The following is an 18,433-nucleotide window of genomic DNA, read 5'->3' as shown; positions in this document are numbered from 1 at the left end:
AAACGCTTGAGCAGGTGGAGAAAGCTCGATATACTTTCATTCTTCGTTGGCCCGGTAGCTCAGTTGGTAGAGCAGCGGATTGAAAATCCGCGTGTCGATGGTTCGATTCCGTCCCAGGCCACCAGCAGTTCCAACCCCAAGAATCGGAAGGTTCTTGGGGTTTTTCGTTTGTGGTGGGTATTGCGTGCCATCGGCGGCGCGCCCGGCAGCATTCGCGGGGGCATGATAAAATCCGTGCCCGCTCAATGACTTAGCGCATCGCTTCATGCGCACGGCAGGCCGCCAGCCACGCGCCGCCGTGACGCGCGGCAACGATGCCGCGCGATGGGCGGTATAAGCGCTCCGCCGCGTTCGCGGCCGACCGCGCTGCCTATACTGGTCGAGCCGGCGCAGGCCGGCACGCGTCGGGCCGCCCGGCGGCAGCCGGCCCCGGGGCGCAGCGCGACGCGAGCCTACACATTCACGGAGTATCACGGTGATTCGGACAGACGCTAAAGACGGCGCGCTCGTGTTGTTTTCCGGCGGGCAGGACTCGGCCACGTGCGTGGCATGGGCACTCGAACGCTACCAGACGGTCGAGACCCTCGGTTTCGATTACGGCCAGCGCCATCGTGTCGAGCTCGAATGTCGCGAAGGCGTGCGCGAAGCGCTGAAGCGCAAGTTTCCCGCGTGGTCGGACCGGCTCGGCGACGATCACATGATCGACCTGTCGGTGCTCGGCGCGATCAGCGATACCGCGATGACGCGCACGATCGAGATCGAGACGACGGCGAACGGCTTGCCGAACACGTTTGTGCCGGGCCGCAACCTGATGTTCATGACGATCGCCGCGGCGATCGCCTATCGCCGCGGGCTGCGCGTGCTGGTCGGCGGGATGTGCGAGACCGACTTTTCGGGCTACCCCGACTGTCGCGACGACACGATGAAGGCGCTGCAGGTCGCGCTGAACCTCGGGATGGACACGCGCGTCGTGCTCGAGACGCCGCTGATGTGGCTCGACAAGGCGCAAACGTGGCAGCTCGCCGAACAGCTCGGCGGCGAAGCGCTCGTCGAACTGATCCGCGTCGAGACGCACACGTGCTACGTGGGCGAGCGCGCGGAACTGCACGACTGGGGTTTCGGCTGCGGCGAATGCCCGGCCTGCAAGCTGCGCAAGCGTGGCTACGAGGCCTACCTGAAGGGCGAGCGGGTGACCGAAGCGCCGCTGTGACGCGAGTGCGCCGGCAGCGCTTGATGGATAACGGATTCTGATCGACAGCGAGCGGCGCGAGCCGGACGAAGGACGATGACTTACGCGGTCAAGGAAATTTTCTACACGTTGCAGGGCGAGGGCGCGAATGCGGGCCGGCCGGCCGTGTTCTGCCGGTTCGCCGGCTGCAACCTGTGGTCGGGCCGCGAAGAGGATCGTGCGGAGGCCGTGTGCCGCTTCTGCGACACGGACTTCGTCGGCACCGACGGCGAGAACGGCGGCAAGTTCAAGGACGCCGAAGCGCTCGTTGCGACGATCGCCGGCCTGTGGCCGGATGGCGAAGCGCACCGCTTCGTCGTCTGCACGGGCGGCGAGCCGATGCTGCAGCTCGACCAGCCGCTCGTCGACGCGCTGCACGCGGCGGGCTTCGAGATCGCGATCGAGACCAACGGCTCGCTGCCGGTGCTCGAATCGATCGACTGGATCTGCGTGAGCCCGAAGGCCGACGCACCGCTCGTCGTCACGAAGGGCAACGAACTGAAGGTCGTGATCCCGCAGGACAACCAGCGGCTGGCCGACTACGCGAAGCTCGACTTCGAGTATTTCCTCGTCCAGCCGATGGACGGCCCGTCGCGCGACCTCAATACGAAGCTCGCGATCGACTGGTGCAAGCGTCATCCGCAGTGGCGCCTGTCGATGCAGACCCACAAATATCTGAACATTCCCTGAGCCCCGGCTTTTGACATCGTGCTGATTACCCGAAAACTCGAATTCGACGCGGGCCACCGCATTCCCGATCACCGCAGCCAGTGCAGGAACCTGCACGGCCATCGCTACGTGCTCGAAATCACGCTGCGCGGCGATCTCGTCGATACCGAGGGGGCACCCGACCGCGGCATGGTGATGGATTTCGCCGACGTGAAGGCGCTTGCGATGGAGCACCTCGTCAGCAAGTGGGACCACGCGTTCCTGGTCTATGCGCGCGACGACGTCGTGCGCTCGTTCCTCGAGCAGATGGCCGACCACAAGACCGTCGTGATCGACCGGATCCCGACCGTCGAGAACCTCGCGGCGATCGCGTTCGACCTGCTCGCGAACGTGTACGACGCGCACTACGGCGTGAACCTGCGCCTCGAGCGCGTGCGCCTGTACGAAACGCCGAACTGCTGGGCCGACGTCGAGCGCCAGCCCGGCCGCTGATCCTGCCTTCCCGGCAGCCCCGCCAGCCGGCGCGGGCTGCCTGTCACCGCACCCCGCGGCCTGGTTCCGCGCCGGCGCTGCTTCCCCGTCCGTTCCCACATTCCGCGTAACGCCGCGCTATGATCGTTGCGTGGCACCGAAAAAACGCGCGCGTGCGCTGTCAGATCGGGCGCCCTCGGCCGACTGACGTTCAGGGCCCGGTGCGGCGCCGCCGTGCTTTGCTGCCTGGCGTGTTGCGCTCCGCTTCGCCTGTTGCTTGTCCCGTTCGATTGCCGTTCCGTCCAGGAGGCCGTATCGATGAGCACGCTCACCAATTCCCTCAAACAACGCCTGCGCGACGGCGACGACCCGCTGTACGGCCTGTGGCTGTCGCTCGGCAGCGACTCGGCCGCGGAAGCGCTCGCGCACGCCGGCTACGACTGGCTCTGCATCGACATGGAGCACGCGCCGAACGACAGCCGCGATGTTGCGTCGCAACTGCGCGCGATCGCTGCCGCGCACCTGCCGAGCGAGCCGGTCGTGCGCGTGCCGGCGCGCGAGCCGTGGCTCGTGAAGCGTGCGCTCGACGCCGGCGCGCGCACGCTGATGTTTCCGTGCATCGAGACGCCCGACGATGCCGCGCACGCGGTGCGGCTCACGCGCTTTCCATCGCCTGAATCGCCGGACGGGCTGCGCGGCGTCGCGGGCATGGTGCGCGCGGCGGCGTTCGGCATGCGCCGCGATTACCTGCAGACGGCCAACGCGCAGGTCGCGGTGATCGTGCAGATCGAATCGGCGCGCGGCGTCGACGAAGTCGAGCGGATCGCGGCCCTGCCCGGCGTCGACTGCCTGTTCATCGGCCCGGCCGATCTGGCGGCGAGCCTCGGGCATCTCGGCGACATCCGCCACCCGGACGTCGAAACCGCGATGGCGCGCGTGCTCGCGGCCGGCAAGCAGGCCGGCGTCGCGGTCGGCATCTTCGCGGGCGATACAGCGGGCGCGCGCCAGTACCGCGAGGCCGGCTACCGGATGATCACGCTGTCGGCCGACGTGAGCTGGCTGCTGCGCGCGACGCGGCAGGCGCTGCAGGAGGTACGGTCATGAACGGTGGCGAGGGTGCCTGCGGCGCGCGTGCGCAGGGTGCAAACCGGGTGCGTGGGCGGATCGGCACGATGCTCGGCCTGTGGGCCGTGTGCATCGCGGCCGCCGCGCAGGGCGCGCCGCAAGCGAAGCCCGATCCGTCGCGCGAGACGCAATCGGCGGTCGCCGACTACAACGCCGGCGACTATCGCGCGGCGCTGGTGCAGTTCCACGATGCGGCCGAGCGCGGCGATCGCCTCGCGCAATTCAACTACGCGATGATGCTGCTGACGGGCGAGGGCGTGACGGCGAACGTCGACGAAGGGCTGCGCTGGCTGAAGCGCGCGGCCGACGCGAACATGTCGCATGCGCAGTACGTGTACGGCCGGATGTTCGACGACGGCGAGTTCGTCGCTCGCAATCCGGCCGAAGCGCATCGCTGGTTCCTGCGGGCGGCGAAGCAGGGGCACGTGCAGGCCGAGCTGTCGCTCGCGAATCAGTTCCTCGACGGACGCGGCACGCCGCGCGACAACCGGCAGGCGTTCGCGTGGTACAAGCAGGCCGCCGACGCGGGCGAGCCGACCGCGCAGTACGTGACCGCGTCGTTCTACGAGCGCGGCGGCGACGGTGTCGCGCAGAACCTGAACATCGCGCGTGCGTACTATGCGGCGGCGGCCGCGCAGGGCGACGAGACGGCCGGGCTGAAATTCAAGGAGTTGAGCGCGCGGTTGAAGGGGCAGGCACCGGCGCCGGCATCGGGCGGCGGCGCGGCACCGCAGTGAGCGGGCGCGGCGTTGCATCGCCGCATTCGAAACACACGATGAAAAAACGGCGCCGGAGCGCCGTTTTTCTTTGTCGCGGCCGTGCCGCGCGGTCAGCTCTTCATCAGCCGCCGCTGCCGCCCGACGCTCATGATCATCCCGATCGCGATGCCGAGCGTCGTGAGCGCGGTACCGCCGTAACTCATGAACGGCAGCGGCACGCCGACGACCGGCAGCACGCCGCTCACCATCCCGATATTGACGAACGCATAGACGAAGAACGCGAGCGTGAGCGAGCCCGCGAGCAGGCGCCCGAACAGCGTCGCGCCCTGCGCGGCGATATAGAGCCCGCGCGCGATCAGCGCCATGTACAGCGTCAGCAGCACGAGCCCGCCCGCGAGCCCCCATTCCTCGGAGAACACCGCGAAGATGAAGTCGGTGTGTTTCTCCGGAATGAATTCGAGGTGCGCCTGCGTGCCTTTCAGGTAGCCCTTGCCGAGCACGCCGCCCGAACCGATCGCGATCACGGCCTGGATCGTGTGAAAGCCCTTGCCGAGCGGGTCCGAGGTCGGGTCGAGCAGCGTGCACACGCGGTGCTTCTGGTAGTCGTGCATCAGCGGCCACTGCACTTCGGGCTGGCAGATGCGCTGCTCGAACACGGCGATCGAGCCGACCGCGATCACGCCCGCGACGAGCACCGGCACGATCAGCTTGAACGACAGGCCCGCGAGGTAGATCACGAAGAAGCCGGCCGCGAACACGAGCAGGCCCGTGCCGAGGTCGGGCTGCTTCGCGATCAGCCCGACCGGCACCAGCAGGATCCCGAACGCGGCGATGAAGTCGTACCAGCGCAGCCCGCCTTCGCGGCGCTGGTAGTACCACGCGAGCATCAGCGGTGTCGCGATCTTGAGGATCTCGGACGGCTGGATCACGACACCGACGTTCAGCCAGCGCTTCGCGCCCTTCTTGGTCATCCCGAACAGCGCGACCGCGACCAGCAGCGCGACCCCGAACGTGTAGAGCGGGACCGCGAAGCGCATCAGCGTCGTTGGCGGGATATTGGCGATCACCCACATCAGCACGAACGTCAGCAGGATGTTGCGCAACTGGTCCTCGACGCGGCCCGGCATGTCGATCGCCGCGCTGTACAGCGTGACGATGCCGACGCACAGCAGCAGGAACACGATGAGGGCGAGCGGGCGGTCGAAACCCGCGAACATCTGCTTGATCTTGTCGAGCCAGGCGCGCTTGTCGAATTGCATGCCTTTCTCCGTTAATGAGCGGTGCCGGCGTCCGCCGCTTTCGCGGGGGCCGTCGCACGGTGGTTGTCGTCCCGCGGCGTGGCAACGAGCGGCTGCGCGTCGCTGGCGGGCCGGCGCGGCCGGTGCGGGCGCCGGATTGGCGGCAGGCTCGCGGCCATCGGCGCCGCGGCGCTCGCTTCGGCCGGCCGCGTCGCGCTGACGCCCGCCGCCCCCGACGCATCGGGTGCCGACGCGGCCGATGCTGCATCCGCCGCGCTGGCCGCGGTCGGCACGACGGGCTGCGGCAGCGCCTTGAAGCCGGTCGCGACGGCGGCGGGCTTGTTCGCGTCGCCGATCACCGGCGCGTTGACGGGTTCGGTCGCCGACGCCGCGGCAGCCACGGCCGCGGCCTCGTTCTTCGGGTTCTGGCGGTCGACGAGGTAGAAGTCGAGTACGCGGCGCGCGATCGGGCCTGCGGCCTGCGCACCCCAGCCGCCGTTCTCGACGACCAGCGCGACGGCGATCTGCGGATGGTCGACCGGCGCGTACGCGATGAACAGTGCGTGGTCGCGCAGGTGCTCGGCGAGCAGGTGGCCCTTGTAGTTGGAGCCCTGCAGCGAGAACACCTGGGCGGTACCGGTCTTGCCGGCGGCGAGGTACGGCGCGCCGCGGAACACCTTGTACGCGGTGCCGGACGGGTTCTCGATCACGTTCTCCATCCCGCGCTTCACGACGTCGATGTCGGACTGCTTGAGCGGGATCACTTCGCTTTCCTTCGGCACGGTCAGGCGGCGCCCGCGCGAGATCGGATCCTCGATTTCCTTCACGAGGTGGGGCTTCATCACGACGCCGTTGTTCGCGAGCGTCGCCGTTGCGTGGGCGAGCTGCAGGATCGTGAACGAGTTGTAGCCCTGGCCGATCCCGAGGCTGATCGTCTCGCCGTCGAACCACTTCTGCTGCGCGGCCTTCTTGAACGCCTTCTTCTTCCAGTCGGTCGACGGCAGGATCCCGCGCGCTTCGCCCTGGATGTCGATCCCGGTGATCTGGCCGAAGCCGAACGGCTTCATGAAGTTCGCGATCGCGTTCACGCCGAGGTCGCGCGCGAGCATGTAGAAGTAGGTGTCGTTCGACACCATGATCGCCTTGTTCATGTCGACCCAGCCCTGGCCCGAGCGCACGTCGTTGCGGAACGTGTGGCCGCCGAACGTGAAGTAGCCGGGATCCTGGAAGCCCCAGCCCGGCGAGCGCTTGCCGAGCGTCAGGCCCGCGAGCGCCATGAACGGCTTGTACGTCGAGCCGGGCGGGTAGGTGCCGTGCAGCGGGCGGTTCAGCAGCGGCTTGTCGGTCGAGGTGTTCAGCTCGTCCCAGGTCTGCTGGTCGATGCCGTCGACGAACGAATTCGGGTCGAAGCTCGGCGACGACACGAACGCGAGCACGTCGCCCGTCTTCGGCTCGATCGCGACGAGCGCGCCGCGCTTGCCGGCGAACGCCTGCTCGGCGACCTGCTGCAGCCCGATGTCGAGCGACAGCACGAGGTTGTTGCCCGGTGTCGCCTGCGTGCGCGACAGCGTGCGCACGGGCCGGCCGCCGGCCGTCACCTCGACTTCCTCGAAGCCCGTCAGCCCGTGCAGCTCGGTTTCGTAGCTCTGCTCGACGCCGATCTTGCCGATGTAGTCGGTGCCCTTGTAGTTGTTCGCGTCGCGGCGCGGATCGTAGTTTTCCTGATCGCTGTCGTTGTCGTCGCTCATCGCGTCGATCCGATCCTGGTCGCGCTTCGAGATCCGGCCGATGTAGCCGATCACGTGCGCGGCGGTCGTGCCGAGCGGATATTGGCGAAACAGCCGCGCGCGCACGTCGACGCCGGGGAAGCGGAAGCGCTGCGCGGTGAAGCGCGCGACTTCCGCGTCGGTGAGCCGCGTGCGGATCGGCAGGCTCTCGAAGTTCTTCGAGTCTTCCTGCAGCTTCTTGAAGCGGCGGCGGTCGCGTGCGTCGATCGGGACGATCTCGGACAGCTTGTCGATCGTGTTGTCGAGCGTGTCGTCGAGCTTCGACGGCGTGATTTCGAGCGTGTAGGCCGAGTAGTTCTTCGCGAGGATCACACCGTTGCGGTCGGTGATGATCCCGCGGTTCGGCACGATCGGCGCGACCGAGATGCGGTTTTCCTCGGCCTGCAGCGCGTATTTGCCGTGCTGCATCAACTGCAGGTAGAAGAAGCGGCTCGCGAGCAGCCCGAAGCAGACGAACACGAACACGCCCGCCGCCGCGACGCGCAGGCGGAACTTCGAGAGCTGCTGTTGGGTGTCGTTGAATTCGGTCATGCGGTCAGGGTCGATCCGGCCCGCGCGCGGGCGGGCGAGGTGCCGCCCCGGAGCGCGGTGCGCGGGCGTGGGGGCGGCGGGTATTCAAGGGGCGGTCCGGCTCAGATGGGGCGCGTATCGTCCGGATCGACCGGGCGGCGTTGCGGCATCAGCAGCAGGTGGCTCGCGATCGGCCACAGCGCGGCTTCGACGAAGCCGTCGACCAGATAGCGCCAGCCGGGGAACGCGGCGCCCATCACGAGACGGATCACGAACGGCACGAGCTGCGCGACGACGAGCAGCGGCGTGACATACAGCACCTGCACGCCGATCGGCATCCACAGCACGCGGCGGTGGATCGTGATCGCGCCGTACGACAGCAGCGTATAGGCGAGCGCATGCTCGCCGAGCAGCCCCGCGTCATGCACGTCCATCAGGATGCCGAGCGCGAACGCGACGCCCATCCCGACCTTGCGCGGCTGGTGGATGTTCCAGAACAGCAGCACGAGCGCGACGAAGTCGGGCACGCCGGGCAGGCGGCCCCACGGCATCAGGTTCAGCAGGAACGCGGCGGCGAGGCTGAAGACGATGAAGTACGGATTGACCGGCTGCAGGATGTATTGCGGGCGGTTCATCGCTGGGCTCCTGATTGCCCGGCTGCAGGCTTCACGGGTGCGGCGGCGGGTTTGGCCGGAGCGGCAGGCGCAGCCGGCGCGGGCTTCGCGCCGGGCTGGGCCGCGGCGGCCGGCTTCGCGTTCGCGTCGGCCTTGTCGGCTTTCTCGCCCTTCGCGGCGGCCTTCGCGCCCTTCTTGCCGCCCTTCGCGTTCTTGTCGGCGGCCGAATCGGGCTCGGCCGGGCGCGGCGGGATATCGTTCTGGTAATGCAGCACCAGCATCTGGCGGGCGCCGCGCACGGCGGCGATCGGCGCGCAGGTCACGCGGGCGAACGCGGTATCGGCGAGCTTGTCGACGCGCGCGACCTTCGCGACCGGCAGGCCGGGCGGATAGACGCCGTCGAGGCCGCTCGTGACGAGTTCGTCGCCGACGACGAGATCCGCGCTCGTCGGCACGAAGCGCAGGTCGAGCGAATCGCCCTTCGGCGTGCCGTAGATCACGCTGCGCAGGCCGGTGCGCAGCACCTGCACGGGAATCGCGAGATCGCGGTCGGTGATCAGCGTGACTTCGGCCTGCAGCGGGAACACGCGCGTGACCTGGCCGATCACGCCGTCCTCGCTGACGACCGGCGAGCCGCCCTGGATGCCCTGCTGCGAACCTTGCCCGATCACGATCTTCTGCGTGAACGGATCGCTCGTGTCGTACTGGATCTCGACCGGCGTCGATTGCGTGGCGATGTGCTGGCGCAGCTCGAGCACCGCGCGCAGATGCGCGTTTTCCTGTGAGAGCACCGCGGCCTGGTTGGCCTGCGTGGACAGTTGCAGGTTGCGCTTGCGGAGGTCGTCGTTCTCGTGGCGCAGCGACGCGCCGGTGACGGCGATGTCGGCCGCGCCCATGAACAGGTCGCGCGGCACGAGCGCCGCGCGCTGCAGCGGATAGAGCACGGTGCCGAGCACGCCGCGAAGGATTTCGAGCGTGCTGAAGCGCGCGTCCGACACGAGGAGCGCGATGGCGAGGGCGACGAAGAAGATGAGCCGCGCGAGCGCGGGCGGACCTTGCTTGAAGAGGGGCGGCGGACTGTATTCCATGGTCGGCGCCGGGCGCGTGGGATCGGTTAAATGATGCTCAGACGCGCAAACGGCGCGGCGGTTCGTTCTAAACGAGCGATCCGGCCACGCCGCAGGTGCGTCATATCAACGAAACTGCCTAGACGATCACTCGTACGAGAAGATGCTGCCCAGCTTGTCCATGCGCTCGAGCGCCATGCCCGAACCGCGTACGACGCAGGTCAGCGGATCTTCGGCGACGAGCACCGGCAGGCCGGTTTCTTCCGCGAGCAGGCGGTCGAGGTCGCGCAGCAGCGCGCCGCCGCCCGTCAGCATCATCCCGCGTTCGGCGATGTCGGCGCCGAGTTCCGGCGGGGTTTGTTCGAGCGCGATCTTCACCGACGACACGATCTGGTTCAGCGGATCGGTCAGCGCTTCGAGGATTTCGTTGCTGGAGATCGTGAAGCTGCGCGGGATGCCTTCCGACAGGTTGCGGCCCTTCACTTCCATTTCCTTGACTTCGGAGCCCGGGAACGCGGAGCCGATTTCCTTCTTGATCGCCTCGGCGGTCTGTTCGCCGATCAGCATCCCGTAGTTGCGGCGGATGTAGTTGACGATCGCCTCGTCGAACTTGTCGCCGCCGACGCGCACCGAGCCCTTGTACACGATGCCGCCGAGCGAGATCACGCCGACTTCCGTCGTGCCGCCGCCGATGTCGACGACCATCGAGCCGGTGGCTTCCGACACCGGCAGGCCCGCGCCGATCGCGGCCGCCATCGGCTCCTCGATCAGGTAGACCTGCGATGCGCCGGCGCCGTGCGCGGCTTCCTTGATCGCGCGGCGCTCGACCTGGGTCGAGCCGCACGGCACGCAGATGATGATGCGCGGCGACGGCGAGAACATGCGCGACTCGTGCGCCGTCTTGATGAACTGCTTGATCATCTGCTCGGTGACGGTGAAGTCGGCGATCACGCCGTCCTTCATCGGGCGGATCGCCTCGATGTTGCCCGGCACCTTGCCGAGCATCTGCTTGGCTTCCTTGCCGACCGCCTGGATCGTCTTCTTGCCGTTGGGGCCGCCTTCCTGACGAATCGACACGACGGACGGCTCATCGAGAACGATGCCCTTGCCGCGCATGTAGATCAGGGTGTTTGCGGTGCCGAGGTCGATCGCGAGATCGTTGGAGAAGTAGCTGCGCAAAAAACCGAACATTCAGAATCCTGTTTCGCTCTGAGCCGGCCCTGCGTGGCGTGCAACGCTGAGGGCGGCAGCGGAAAAAATAACAGCCTCGGGAAGCGTGGCGGAAGCGACCGCCGCGGCGCACGAAGCTGCGAGTGATGTCTACCGGGGATCGCACGAAGCACGCACGGCTTGCCGAAGCGGGGCGAAACGGTGCGGGAAAAGGCTGCCGGGTTTGGGTCGAACGCGTAATGATACCTTATAATTTCACGGTATTTGAATCGAAACGGGCGGTATTTTTGCCGCTTCGGTCCCGATTTTTGAGGGTGGGATCGCACCCTCCAACCCCCCGCCGCGGCGCTGCTTTTGATGCGCCGCGCAGCCTTGTTTTTCCGGTGATCGCATGGCCCTGACCCTGACCGATGTGAAACGCATCGCGCACCTGGCGCGACTCGAAATGGCCGACGCCGACGCCGAGCACATGCTCGGCCAGCTCAACGAATTCTTCGGCCTCGTCGAGCAGATGCAGGCGGTCGACACCGCCGGCATCGCGCCGCTCGCCCACCCGATCGAACAGATCCAGGAAGTCGCGCAGCGCCTGCGCGACGACGCCGTGACGGAAGTTGTCAATCGCGACGACAACCAGCGTCCGGCGCCGGCCGTCCAGGACGGCCTCTATCTCGTGCCGAAGGTGATCGAGTAAGCGTTCGATGACACGTGCGCCGGCCGGCTTGCGCCGCGCGCCACCCAGAATTCCCAGGAAAACCACTCAATGCACGCAAAAAGCCTGACCGAACTGCGCGCCGCGCTCGCTGCCAAGGAATGCTCGGCCGTCGAGCTCGCGCAGCACTACCTGAAACGGATCGACGCCGCACGCGACCTGAATGCATTCGTTCACGTCGATGCCGATCTGACCCTCGCGCAGGCGAAAGCCGCCGACGCGGAGCTTGCGCGCGGCGCGGGCGGCGCGCTCACCGGCCTGCCGATCGCGCACAAGGATGTCTTCGTCACGCGCGGCTGGCGCTCGACCGCCGGCTCGAAGATGCTCGCGAACTACGAGAGCCCGTTCGACGCGACCGTCGTCGCCCGCCTGCAGGCGGCCGGCATGGTCACGCTCGGCAAGACCAACATGGACGAGTTCGCGATGGGCTCGTCGAACGAGAATTCGGCGTTCGGCGCGGTGAAGAACCCGTGGGACACGAACGCGGTGCCGGGCGGCAGCTCGGGCGGCAGTTCGGCCGCCGTCGCCGCGCGCCTCGCGCCGGCCGCGACCGGCACCGATACCGGCGGCTCGATCCGCCAGCCCGCGTCGTTCGCGGGCGTGACGGGCATCAAGCCGACCTACGGCCGCGTGTCGCGTTACGGGATGATCGCGTTCGCGTCGTCGCTCGACCAGGGCGGCCCGATGGCGCAGAGCGCGTCCGACTGCGCGCTGCTGCTGAACGCGATGGCCGGCTTCGACGAGCGCGACTCGACGAGCCTCGAGCGCGACGACGAGGATTTCACGCGCCACCTCGGCCAGCCGTGGGCGGCCGGCAACGATGCGGGCAAGCCGCTCGCGGGCCTGCGCATCGGCTTGCCGAACGAGTATTTCGGCGACGGCCTCGCCGACGACGTGCGCGCGACGATCGACGCGGCATTGAAGCAGTATGAAGCGCTCGGCGCGACGCTCGTGCCCGTGTCGCTGCCGAAGACGGAACTGTCGATCCCCGTGTACTACGTGATCGCGCCGGCCGAGGCGTCGTCGAACCTGTCGCGTTTCGACGGCGTGCGCTTCGGCCATCGCGCCGCGCAGTACGGCGACCTGCTCGACATGTACAAGAAGTCGCGCGCCGAGGGCTTCGGCCCCGAGGTGAAGCGCCGGATTCTCGTCGGTGCGTACGTGCTGTCGCACGGCTACTACGACGCGTATTACCTGCAGGCGCAGAAGATCCGCCGCATCATCGCGCAGGATTTCCAGGAAGCGTTCAAGTCCTGCGACGTGATCATGGGCCCGGCATCGCCGACGGTCGCATGGGATCTCGGCGCGAAGGGCGACGATCCGGTGCAGATGTATCTCGCGGATATCTACACGCTGTCGGTGAGCCTCGCCGGCCTGCCCGGCATGAGCGTGCCGTGCGGCTTCGGCGCGGGCGCGAACGCGAAGCGCCCGGTCGGCCTGCAGATCATCGGCAACTATTTCAACGAAGCCCGGATGCTGCAGGTCGCCGACGCGTTCCAGCGCGCGACCGACTGGCACAAGCAAGTTCCGGCAGGGGTGTAAGCATGGCTACTCAATGGGAAGTCGTTATCGGTCTCGAGACGCACGCGCAACTGTCGACCGTCTCGAAGATTTTCTCGGGCGCGTCGACGCAGTTCGGCGCCGAGCCGAACACGCAGTCGTGCCCGGTCGACCTGGCACTGCCGGGCGTGCTGCCGGTGCTGAACCGCGGCGCGGTCGAGCGCGCGATCCGCTTCGGCCTCGCGATCGGCTCGACCATCGCGCCGCGCAGCATCTTCGCGCGCAAGAATTATTTCTACCCCGATCTGCCGAAGGGCTATCAGATCAGCCAGTACGAGATTCCGGTCGTGCAGGGCGGCCAGATCACGATCCAGGTGCCCGCCAACGAAAAGGCCGGCAAGGAAGCGTACGAGAAGACGGTCAACCTGACCCGCGCGCACCTCGAGGAAGATGCGGGCAAGTCGCTGCATGAAGACTTCGCCGGGATGACGGGGATCGACCTGAATCGCGCGGGCACGCCGCTGCTCGAGATCGTCACCGAGCCGGAAATGCGCAGCGCGGCCGAGGCCGTGGCCTATGCGAAGTCGCTGCACGCGCTGGTCGTGTGGCTCGGCATCTGCGACGGCAACATGCAGGAAGGTTCGTTCCGCTGCGACGCGAACGTGTCGGTGCGCCCGGTCGGCCAGGAGAAGTTCGGCACGCGCGCGGAAATCAAGAACCTGAACTCGTTCCGGTTCCTCGAGGAAGCGATCAATTTCGAAGTGCGTCGCCAGATCGAGCTGATCGAGGACGGCGGCGAAGTCGTGCAGGAAACGCGCCTCTACGATCCGGACAAGCGCGAGACGCGTTCGATGCGCAGCAAGGAAGACGCGCACGATTACCGCTACTTCCCCGACCCCGACCTGATGCCGCTCGTGATCGGCCAGGACTGGATCGAGCGCGTGCAGTCCGGGATGCCCGAACTGCCGGCCGCGATGCAGCAGCGCTTCGTCGAGCAGTACGGCGTGTCCGCGTACGACGCGGGCGTGCTCACGTCGAGCAAGGCGATGGCCGCGTACTTCGAGTCCGTGGTCGCGAAGGTTGGTGCCGCGAACGCGAAGATCGCCGCGAACTGGCTGATGGGCGACGTGTCGTCGCAACTGAACCGCGACGGCATCGAGATCGACGCGATCCCGGTGTCGGCCGCGCAGCTCGCGCTGGTACTGCAGCGCATCGCCGACGGCACGATCTCGAACAAGATCGCGAAGGAAATCTTCTCGACGATCTGGGACGAGAAGGCCGACGACGAAGGCGCGGCCGACCGCATCATCGACGCGAAGGGGCTCAAGCAGATCTCCGATACCGGCGCGCTCGAAGCGATCATCGACGAGGTGCTCGCGGCGAACGCGAAGTCGGTCGAGGAGTTCCGCGCGGGCAAGGAAAAGGCGTTCAACGCGCTGATCGGCCAGGCGATGAAGGCGACGAAGGGCAAGGCCAATCCGCAGCAGGTCAACGAACTGCTGAAGAAGAAGCTCGGCTGAGCATGACCGCGCGCCTGAACCGCGCTTGACGACGGGCCGCCCCGAACCAGTTCGGGGCGGCCCGTTGCGTTTGGTGGATGCGTTATCGTATGCACCACACCGTCCAACGGAGGAACGAATGGCGAAACAACCGTCGCTCGACGATTTCCGCGTGCCGTACAGCACGCGCGAGAAGGAAACCGCCGCATTCAAGCTCGATGCGTTCGACCCGGCCGCGAAGCCGTTCTCAACCGGTTCGAAGGATGCCGACCGCGAACGGCTGTCGGTCGTGTCGACCGAACTCGACGTGCAGCAGGAGCGCCTGCACACGCAGCAGAAGAAACGCGTGCTGCTCGTGCTGCAGGGGATGGATACCAGCGGCAAGGACGGCACCGTGCGCGCGGTGTTCCGCGAGGTCGATCCGCTCGGCCTGCGCGTCGTGTCGTTCAAGGCACCGACGCCGATCGAGGCCGCGCACGACTTCCTGTGGCGCGTGCATGCGCAGGTGCCGGCCGCGGGCGAGCTCGCGATCTTCAACCGCAGCCACTACGAAGACGTGCTCGTGCCGCGCGTGCTCGATACGATCGACGCCAAGGAATGCGAGCGCCGCTACCGGCAGATCCGCGATTTCGAGACGATGCTCGTCGAGAACGGCACGACGATCATCAAGTGTTTCCTGCATATCTCGAAGGACGAGCAGCGCGCGCGGCTGCAGGCACGCATCGATGATCCGGCCAAGCACTGGAAGTTCGACATCTCCGATCTCGACGCGCGCAAGCACTGGGACGCGTACCAGTCCGCGTACCGCGACGCGCTCGCCGCGACGTCGGCCGAGCACGCGCCGTGGTACGTGATCCCGGCGGATTCGAAGACGCACCGCAACGTGATGATCGCCGAGCTGCTGCTGCGCACGCTGACCGACATGAAGCTGGAATTCCCGCCGCCGAAGCCCGAGCTCGAAGGCGTGAAGATCCGTTAAGCTGCCACCCTGTAAAACATCGAACTGAACGGAACCCGACATGATGCGAGTGATTACCGCCAACCTGAACGGCATCCGCTCCGCCGCGAAGAAGGGCTTCTTCGACTGGCTCGGCGAGCAGAACGCCGATTGCGTGTGCGTGCAGGAAATCAAGGTATCGGCCGACGACCTGCCGGCCGAATTCGTCGAGCCGCACGGCTACAAGAGCTATTTCCACCACGCCGAGAAGAAGGGCTACAGCGGCGCGGGCGTGTACAGCCGCCACGAGCCCGACGACGTGATCATCGGCTTCGGCAGCAGCGAATTCGATTCCGAGGGGCGCTACGTCGAGGCGCGCTACGGCAAGCTGTCGGTCGTGTCGGTGTACGTGCCGTCCGGCTCGAGCGGCGAAGAGCGCCAGCAGGCGAAGTACCGCTTCATGGACGAATTCATGCCGCACCTCGCGCAGCTCAAGAAGAAGCGCGAAGTGATCCTGTGCGGCGACGTGAACATCGTCCACAAGGAAATCGACATCAAGAACTGGAAGAGCAACCAGAAGAACTCGGGTTGCCTGCCGGAAGAACGCGAGTGGCTCACGAAGCTGTTCGACGACGTCGGTTATGTCGACGTGTTCCGCACGCTCGACCCGCGCGCCGAGCAGTACACGTGGTGGAGCAACCGCGGCCAGGCATACGCGAAGAACGTCGGGTGGCGGATCGACTACCAGATCGCGACGCCGGGCGTGGCCGACACCGCGAAAAGCACGTCGATCTTCAAGGACATCAAGTTCAGCGATCATGCGCCGCTGACGATCGACTACGACTACAAGAAGTGACCACCGACGCTACGCGGTGCGCGTAGCGGTCGAACCGTCCGGTTGCCGGATGCAAAACGGGCCGCATGTCTGACATGCGGCCCGTTTCGTTTGCGGCGCGACGCTTATTGCTTGAGCGACGCCATGTCCACCACGAACCGGTACTTCACGTCGCTCTTCAGCATCCGCTCGTAGGCCGCGTTGATCTGCTGCATCGGAATCGTTTCGATGTCCGACGTGATCCCGTGCTCCGCGCAGAAGTCGAGCATTTCCTGCGTCTCCGCGATGCCGCCGATCAGCGAGCCCGCGAGGCGGCGGCGCTTGAAGATCAGGTTGAACACCTGCGGCGACGGATGGTCGTGCTCCGGCGCGCCGACGAGCGTCATCGTGCCGTCGCGCTTCAGCAGGTTCAGGAACGGGTTCAGGTCGTGCTGCGCGGCGACCGTGTTCAGGATGAAGTCGAAGCTGTTCAGGTGCGCGTTCATCTGCGCTTCGTCCTTCGAGATCACGACCTCGTGCGCGCCGACGCGCTTGCCGTCCTCGATCTTCGACGGCGACGTCGTGAACAGCACGACGTGCGCGCCCATCGCGCGCGCCAGCTTCACACCCATGTGGCCGAGGCCGCCGAGACCGACGATGCCGACCTTCTTGCCGGGACCGACATTCCACTGCCGCAGCGGCGAGTAGGTCGTGATCCCCGCGCACAGCAGCGGCGCGGCGCCGGCCGGGTCGAGCGTCTCGGGCACGCGCAGCACGAACGCCTCGTCGACGACCAGTTGCGTCGAGTAGCCGCCGTACGTGACGTCACCCGTCACGCGATCCTGGCCGTTGTAGGTGCCGACGAAGCCGTTCTCGCAATACTGCTCGAGGCCGTCGGCGCAGCTCGGGCAGGTGCGGCACGAATCGACGAGGCAGCCGACGCCGACCAGCTCGCCGACCTTGAAGCGCGATACCTGCGGGCCGGTCGCGGTCACGCGGCCGACGATTTCATGGCCCGGCACGACCGGATAGATCGTGTTGCGCCATTCGTTGCGGGCCTGGTGCAGGTCCGAGTGGCAGACGCCGCAATAGAGGACGTCGATCTGGACGTCGAGATCGCGCAGCGCGCGACGCTGGAATTCGAACGGGGCGAGCGGCGACTGCGAATCGGTTGCCGCGTAAGCGTAGGTGGTGCTCATGCAGGGGGCTCCTTGTCCGGGAAAGACATCCGGCGAAACAGACTGCCGTCGCATCATGTGGCGATGCGGCGAGGCAGGACGTCATCGTAAGGAGCGCGGCGCCGCGGCGAAATACACGAAGGTCTCGAAGATTTGCCTAATCCTCTCGAATTGCACGCGAACAGCCGTCAAAACACCATCATGGTGCTACATTGCGATCCAGATTCTCTTGCCGGACAGGACCACGCAGATGAGCTTCCAGCCCCTTTTTGCCGACGCGGGCGACCGCGTGCAGCGCCGCATGATCGAGCTGCACACGCGCCTCGCGCCGAACGAGGGCGATACGCTCGCGGCGCTCGACGGCGTGCGCTTCATCCGCGTGAGCCGTCCCGCGCCGCGCATGCCCGTGCTGTACGAACCGAGCATCATCGTCGTGTGCCAGGGGCGCAAGCTCGGTTATCTCGGCGACCGCTCGTTCGTCTACGACGCGCAGCAGTATCTCGTGCTGTCGGTGCCGCTGCCGTTCGAATGCGAGACCTTCGCGAGCATGGACGAGCCGTTTCTCGCGATCTCGATCCGCGTCGATCTCGCGGTGATCGCCGAGCTCGCGATCCTGCTCGACGAGACGCTCGGCGCGGCCGTCAGCGAACCGCTCGGCGTCTATTCGACGCCGCTCGATGCGCCGCTGGCCGATGCGGTGGTGCGGCTGCTCGAGGCGCTCGCGTCGCCGCACGACACGCGCGTGCTGGGGCCCGCGATCATGCGCGAGATCGCGTATCGCGTGCTGACGGGAGAGCAGGGCGACGCGATTCGCGCGGCGCTCGTCCAGCAGCATCATTTCGGCCGCATCGCGAAGGCGCTGCGGCGCATCCATGCGGAGCTGACGGCCGATCTCGACGTCGAGACGCTCGCGCGCGAGGCCGGGATGAGCCTCGCGGTGTTCCACGCGCAGTTCAAGCACGTGACGGCGACGTCGCCGATGCAGTACGTGAAGGCCGCGCGGCTGCATCAAGCGCGGTTGATGATGGTGCAGGACGGGGTCGGTGCCGGCACGGCGGCCGCACGCGTCGGTTATGCGAGCGCGTCGCAGTTCAGCCGCGAGTTCAAGCGGCTGTTCGGCCGCAGCCCGGGTGACGAGGTGCGCTGGATGCGTGAAATCGGCGTCCGGCCGGCCGCGGCGGACGTGGACGCCTAGTGC

The 18,433-nt window shown here is 67.0% G+C and carries 17 protein-coding genes and 1 tRNA gene; 12 read left to right on the top strand and 6 right to left on the bottom strand.

Annotation, left to right across the window (positions count from 1 at the left end):
* Window positions 1–48: 48 nt before the first annotated feature.
* The 6 genes from ACN22W_RS17270 (at window position 49) to ACN22W_RS17245 (ending at window position 4,230) form a co-directional block, all read left to right on the top strand.
* Window positions 49–124: transfer RNA gene (locus ACN22W_RS17270), tRNA-Phe, on the top strand.
* A gap of 351 nt (window positions 125–475) precedes the next feature.
* Window positions 476–1,210, top strand: coding sequence for a 7-cyano-7-deazaguanine synthase QueC (gene queC, locus ACN22W_RS17265; protein ID WP_343495050.1), 735 nt, complete (start codon window positions 476–478; stop codon window positions 1,208–1,210).
* A 75-nt stretch (window positions 1,211–1,285) separates the two neighbouring features.
* Window positions 1,286–1,918 (top strand): 7-carboxy-7-deazaguanine synthase, encoded by a 633-nt coding sequence (queE, locus tag ACN22W_RS17260; RefSeq protein WP_048244690.1) that lies wholly within the window; start codon window positions 1,286–1,288, stop codon window positions 1,916–1,918.
* A gap of 18 nt (window positions 1,919–1,936) precedes the next feature.
* Window positions 1,937–2,389 (top strand): 6-carboxytetrahydropterin synthase QueD, encoded by a 453-nt coding sequence (queD, locus tag ACN22W_RS17255; protein WP_006477472.1) that lies wholly within the window; start codon window positions 1,937–1,939, stop codon window positions 2,387–2,389.
* Window positions 2,390–2,686: 297 nt separating this feature from the next.
* On the top strand, window positions 2,687–3,472 hold the full coding sequence (locus tag ACN22W_RS17250; protein ID WP_419685540.1) for an HpcH/HpaI aldolase family protein: 786 nt from the start codon (window positions 2,687–2,689) through the stop codon (window positions 3,470–3,472).
* A complete protein-coding gene (locus ACN22W_RS17245; RefSeq protein WP_419685538.1) occupies window positions 3,469–4,230 on the top strand; it encodes a tetratricopeptide repeat protein in 762 nt (253 codons plus the stop codon). The genes ACN22W_RS17250 and ACN22W_RS17245 overlap by 4 nt, the downstream gene beginning before the upstream one ends.
* A gap of 92 nt (window positions 4,231–4,322) precedes the next feature.
* Here ACN22W_RS17245 and rodA read toward each other — a convergent pair whose 3' ends face one another.
* The 5 genes from rodA to ACN22W_RS17220 form a co-directional block, all read right to left on the bottom strand.
* Entirely contained in the window at window positions 4,323–5,471 is a 1,149-nt protein-coding gene (rodA, locus tag ACN22W_RS17240; protein WP_069746727.1) for a rod shape-determining protein RodA, read from the bottom strand.
* 11 nt (window positions 5,472–5,482) lie between these two features.
* A complete protein-coding gene (gene mrdA, locus ACN22W_RS17235; RefSeq protein WP_419685536.1) occupies window positions 5,483–7,768 on the bottom strand; it encodes a penicillin-binding protein 2 in 2,286 nt (761 codons plus the stop codon).
* A gap of 101 nt (window positions 7,769–7,869) precedes the next feature.
* Window positions 7,870–8,382, bottom strand: coding sequence for a rod shape-determining protein MreD (gene mreD, locus ACN22W_RS17230; RefSeq protein WP_009687274.1), 513 nt, complete (start codon window positions 8,380–8,382; stop codon window positions 7,870–7,872).
* Window positions 8,379–9,449, bottom strand: a complete 1,071-nt coding sequence (mreC, locus tag ACN22W_RS17225; protein WP_419685534.1) for a rod shape-determining protein MreC — start codon at window positions 9,447–9,449, stop codon at window positions 8,379–8,381. The genes mreD and mreC overlap by 4 nt, the downstream gene beginning before the upstream one ends.
* Window positions 9,450–9,575: 126 nt before the next feature.
* Window positions 9,576–10,619: a rod shape-determining protein gene (locus tag ACN22W_RS17220; RefSeq protein WP_004189550.1), complete on the bottom strand. Its 1,044-nt coding sequence runs from the start codon at window positions 10,617–10,619 to the stop codon at window positions 9,576–9,578.
* A gap of 370 nt (window positions 10,620–10,989) precedes the next feature.
* On the opposite strand from ACN22W_RS17220, the gene gatC reads away from it, so the two are divergent.
* The 5 genes from gatC to ACN22W_RS17195 all read left to right on the top strand — a co-directional run bounded on the left by gatC (window position 10,990) and on the right by ACN22W_RS17195 (window position 16,099).
* Complete coding sequence (gene gatC / locus ACN22W_RS17215) at window positions 10,990–11,289, top strand: Asp-tRNA(Asn)/Glu-tRNA(Gln) amidotransferase subunit GatC (RefSeq protein ID WP_006477478.1); 300 nt, start codon at window positions 10,990–10,992, stop codon at window positions 11,287–11,289.
* Window positions 11,290–11,358: 69 nt separating this feature from the next.
* Window positions 11,359–12,849, top strand: a complete 1,491-nt coding sequence (gene gatA, locus ACN22W_RS17210; protein WP_343495043.1) for an Asp-tRNA(Asn)/Glu-tRNA(Gln) amidotransferase subunit GatA — start codon at window positions 11,359–11,361, stop codon at window positions 12,847–12,849.
* Between the two features lie 2 nt (window positions 12,850–12,851).
* Window positions 12,852–14,327 (top strand): Asp-tRNA(Asn)/Glu-tRNA(Gln) amidotransferase subunit GatB, encoded by a 1,476-nt coding sequence (gatB, locus tag ACN22W_RS17205; protein ID WP_419685488.1) that lies wholly within the window; start codon window positions 12,852–12,854, stop codon window positions 14,325–14,327.
* Between the two features lie 118 nt (window positions 14,328–14,445).
* Complete coding sequence (locus ACN22W_RS17200; protein ID WP_412022827.1) at window positions 14,446–15,285, top strand: polyphosphate kinase 2 family protein; 840 nt, start codon at window positions 14,446–14,448, stop codon at window positions 15,283–15,285.
* A gap of 40 nt (window positions 15,286–15,325) precedes the next feature.
* Entirely contained in the window at window positions 15,326–16,099 is a 774-nt protein-coding gene (locus tag ACN22W_RS17195; protein ID WP_419685487.1) for an exodeoxyribonuclease III, read from the top strand.
* Window positions 16,100–16,203: 104 nt separating this feature from the next.
* Here ACN22W_RS17195 and ACN22W_RS17190 read toward each other — a convergent pair whose 3' ends face one another.
* The gene (locus tag ACN22W_RS17190; protein WP_193099393.1) at window positions 16,204–17,256 is read right to left on the bottom strand and encodes an NAD(P)-dependent alcohol dehydrogenase; all 1,053 of its coding nucleotides are present in this window, start codon (window positions 17,254–17,256) and stop codon (window positions 16,204–16,206) included.
* A gap of 229 nt (window positions 17,257–17,485) precedes the next feature.
* On the opposite strand from ACN22W_RS17190, the gene ACN22W_RS17185 reads away from it, so the two are divergent.
* The gene (locus ACN22W_RS17185) at window positions 17,486–18,430 is read left to right on the top strand and encodes an AraC family transcriptional regulator (RefSeq protein WP_343495039.1); all 945 of its coding nucleotides are present in this window, start codon (window positions 17,486–17,488) and stop codon (window positions 18,428–18,430) included.
* Window positions 18,431–18,433: the final 3 nt, after the last annotated feature.

Origin of the sequence: Burkholderia theae, assembly GCF_048565265.1 — a bacterium.
Classification (GTDB): domain Bacteria; phylum Pseudomonadota; class Gammaproteobacteria; order Burkholderiales; family Burkholderiaceae; genus Burkholderia; species Burkholderia theae.
Note: the sequence above shows the minus strand (reverse complement) of the source record. Positions and strands in the feature narration are given on the sequence as shown.

Bases quoted from the DNA above. Each gene is read 5' to 3' on its own strand.
- ACN22W_RS17250 (WP_419685540.1), top strand. From the start codon at position 2,687: ATGAGCACGCTCACCAATTCCCTCAAACAACGCCTGCGCGACGGCGAC.
- ACN22W_RS17190 (WP_193099393.1), bottom strand. From the start codon at position 17,256: ATGAGCACCACCTACGCTTACGCGGCAACCGATTCGCAGTCGCCGCTC.
- gatB (WP_419685488.1), top strand. From the start codon at position 12,852: ATGGCTACTCAATGGGAAGTCGTTATCGGTCTCGAGACGCACGCGCAA.
- gatA (WP_343495043.1), top strand. From the start codon at position 11,359: ATGCACGCAAAAAGCCTGACCGAACTGCGCGCCGCGCTCGCTGCCAAG.
- ACN22W_RS17200 (WP_412022827.1), top strand. From the start codon at position 14,446: ATGGCGAAACAACCGTCGCTCGACGATTTCCGCGTGCCGTACAGCACG.
- ACN22W_RS17245 (WP_419685538.1), top strand. From the start codon at position 3,469: ATGAACGGTGGCGAGGGTGCCTGCGGCGCGCGTGCGCAGGGTGCAAAC.
- mreC (WP_419685534.1), bottom strand. From the start codon at position 9,449: ATGGAATACAGTCCGCCGCCCCTCTTCAAGCAAGGTCCGCCCGCGCTC.
- ACN22W_RS17195 (WP_419685487.1), top strand. From the start codon at position 15,326: ATGATGCGAGTGATTACCGCCAACCTGAACGGCATCCGCTCCGCCGCG.
- mreD (WP_009687274.1), bottom strand. From the start codon at position 8,382: ATGAACCGCCCGCAATACATCCTGCAGCCGGTCAATCCGTACTTCATC.
- ACN22W_RS17185 (WP_343495039.1), top strand. From the start codon at position 17,486: ATGAGCTTCCAGCCCCTTTTTGCCGACGCGGGCGACCGCGTGCAGCGC.
- ACN22W_RS17220 (WP_004189550.1), bottom strand. From the start codon at position 10,619: ATGTTCGGTTTTTTGCGCAGCTACTTCTCCAACGATCTCGCGATCGAC.
- gatC (WP_006477478.1), top strand. From the start codon at position 10,990: ATGGCCCTGACCCTGACCGATGTGAAACGCATCGCGCACCTGGCGCGA.
- rodA (WP_069746727.1), bottom strand. From the start codon at position 5,471: ATGCAATTCGACAAGCGCGCCTGGCTCGACAAGATCAAGCAGATGTTC.
- queE (WP_048244690.1), top strand. From the start codon at position 1,286: ATGACTTACGCGGTCAAGGAAATTTTCTACACGTTGCAGGGCGAGGGC.
- mrdA (WP_419685536.1), bottom strand. From the start codon at position 7,768: ATGACCGAATTCAACGACACCCAACAGCAGCTCTCGAAGTTCCGCCTG.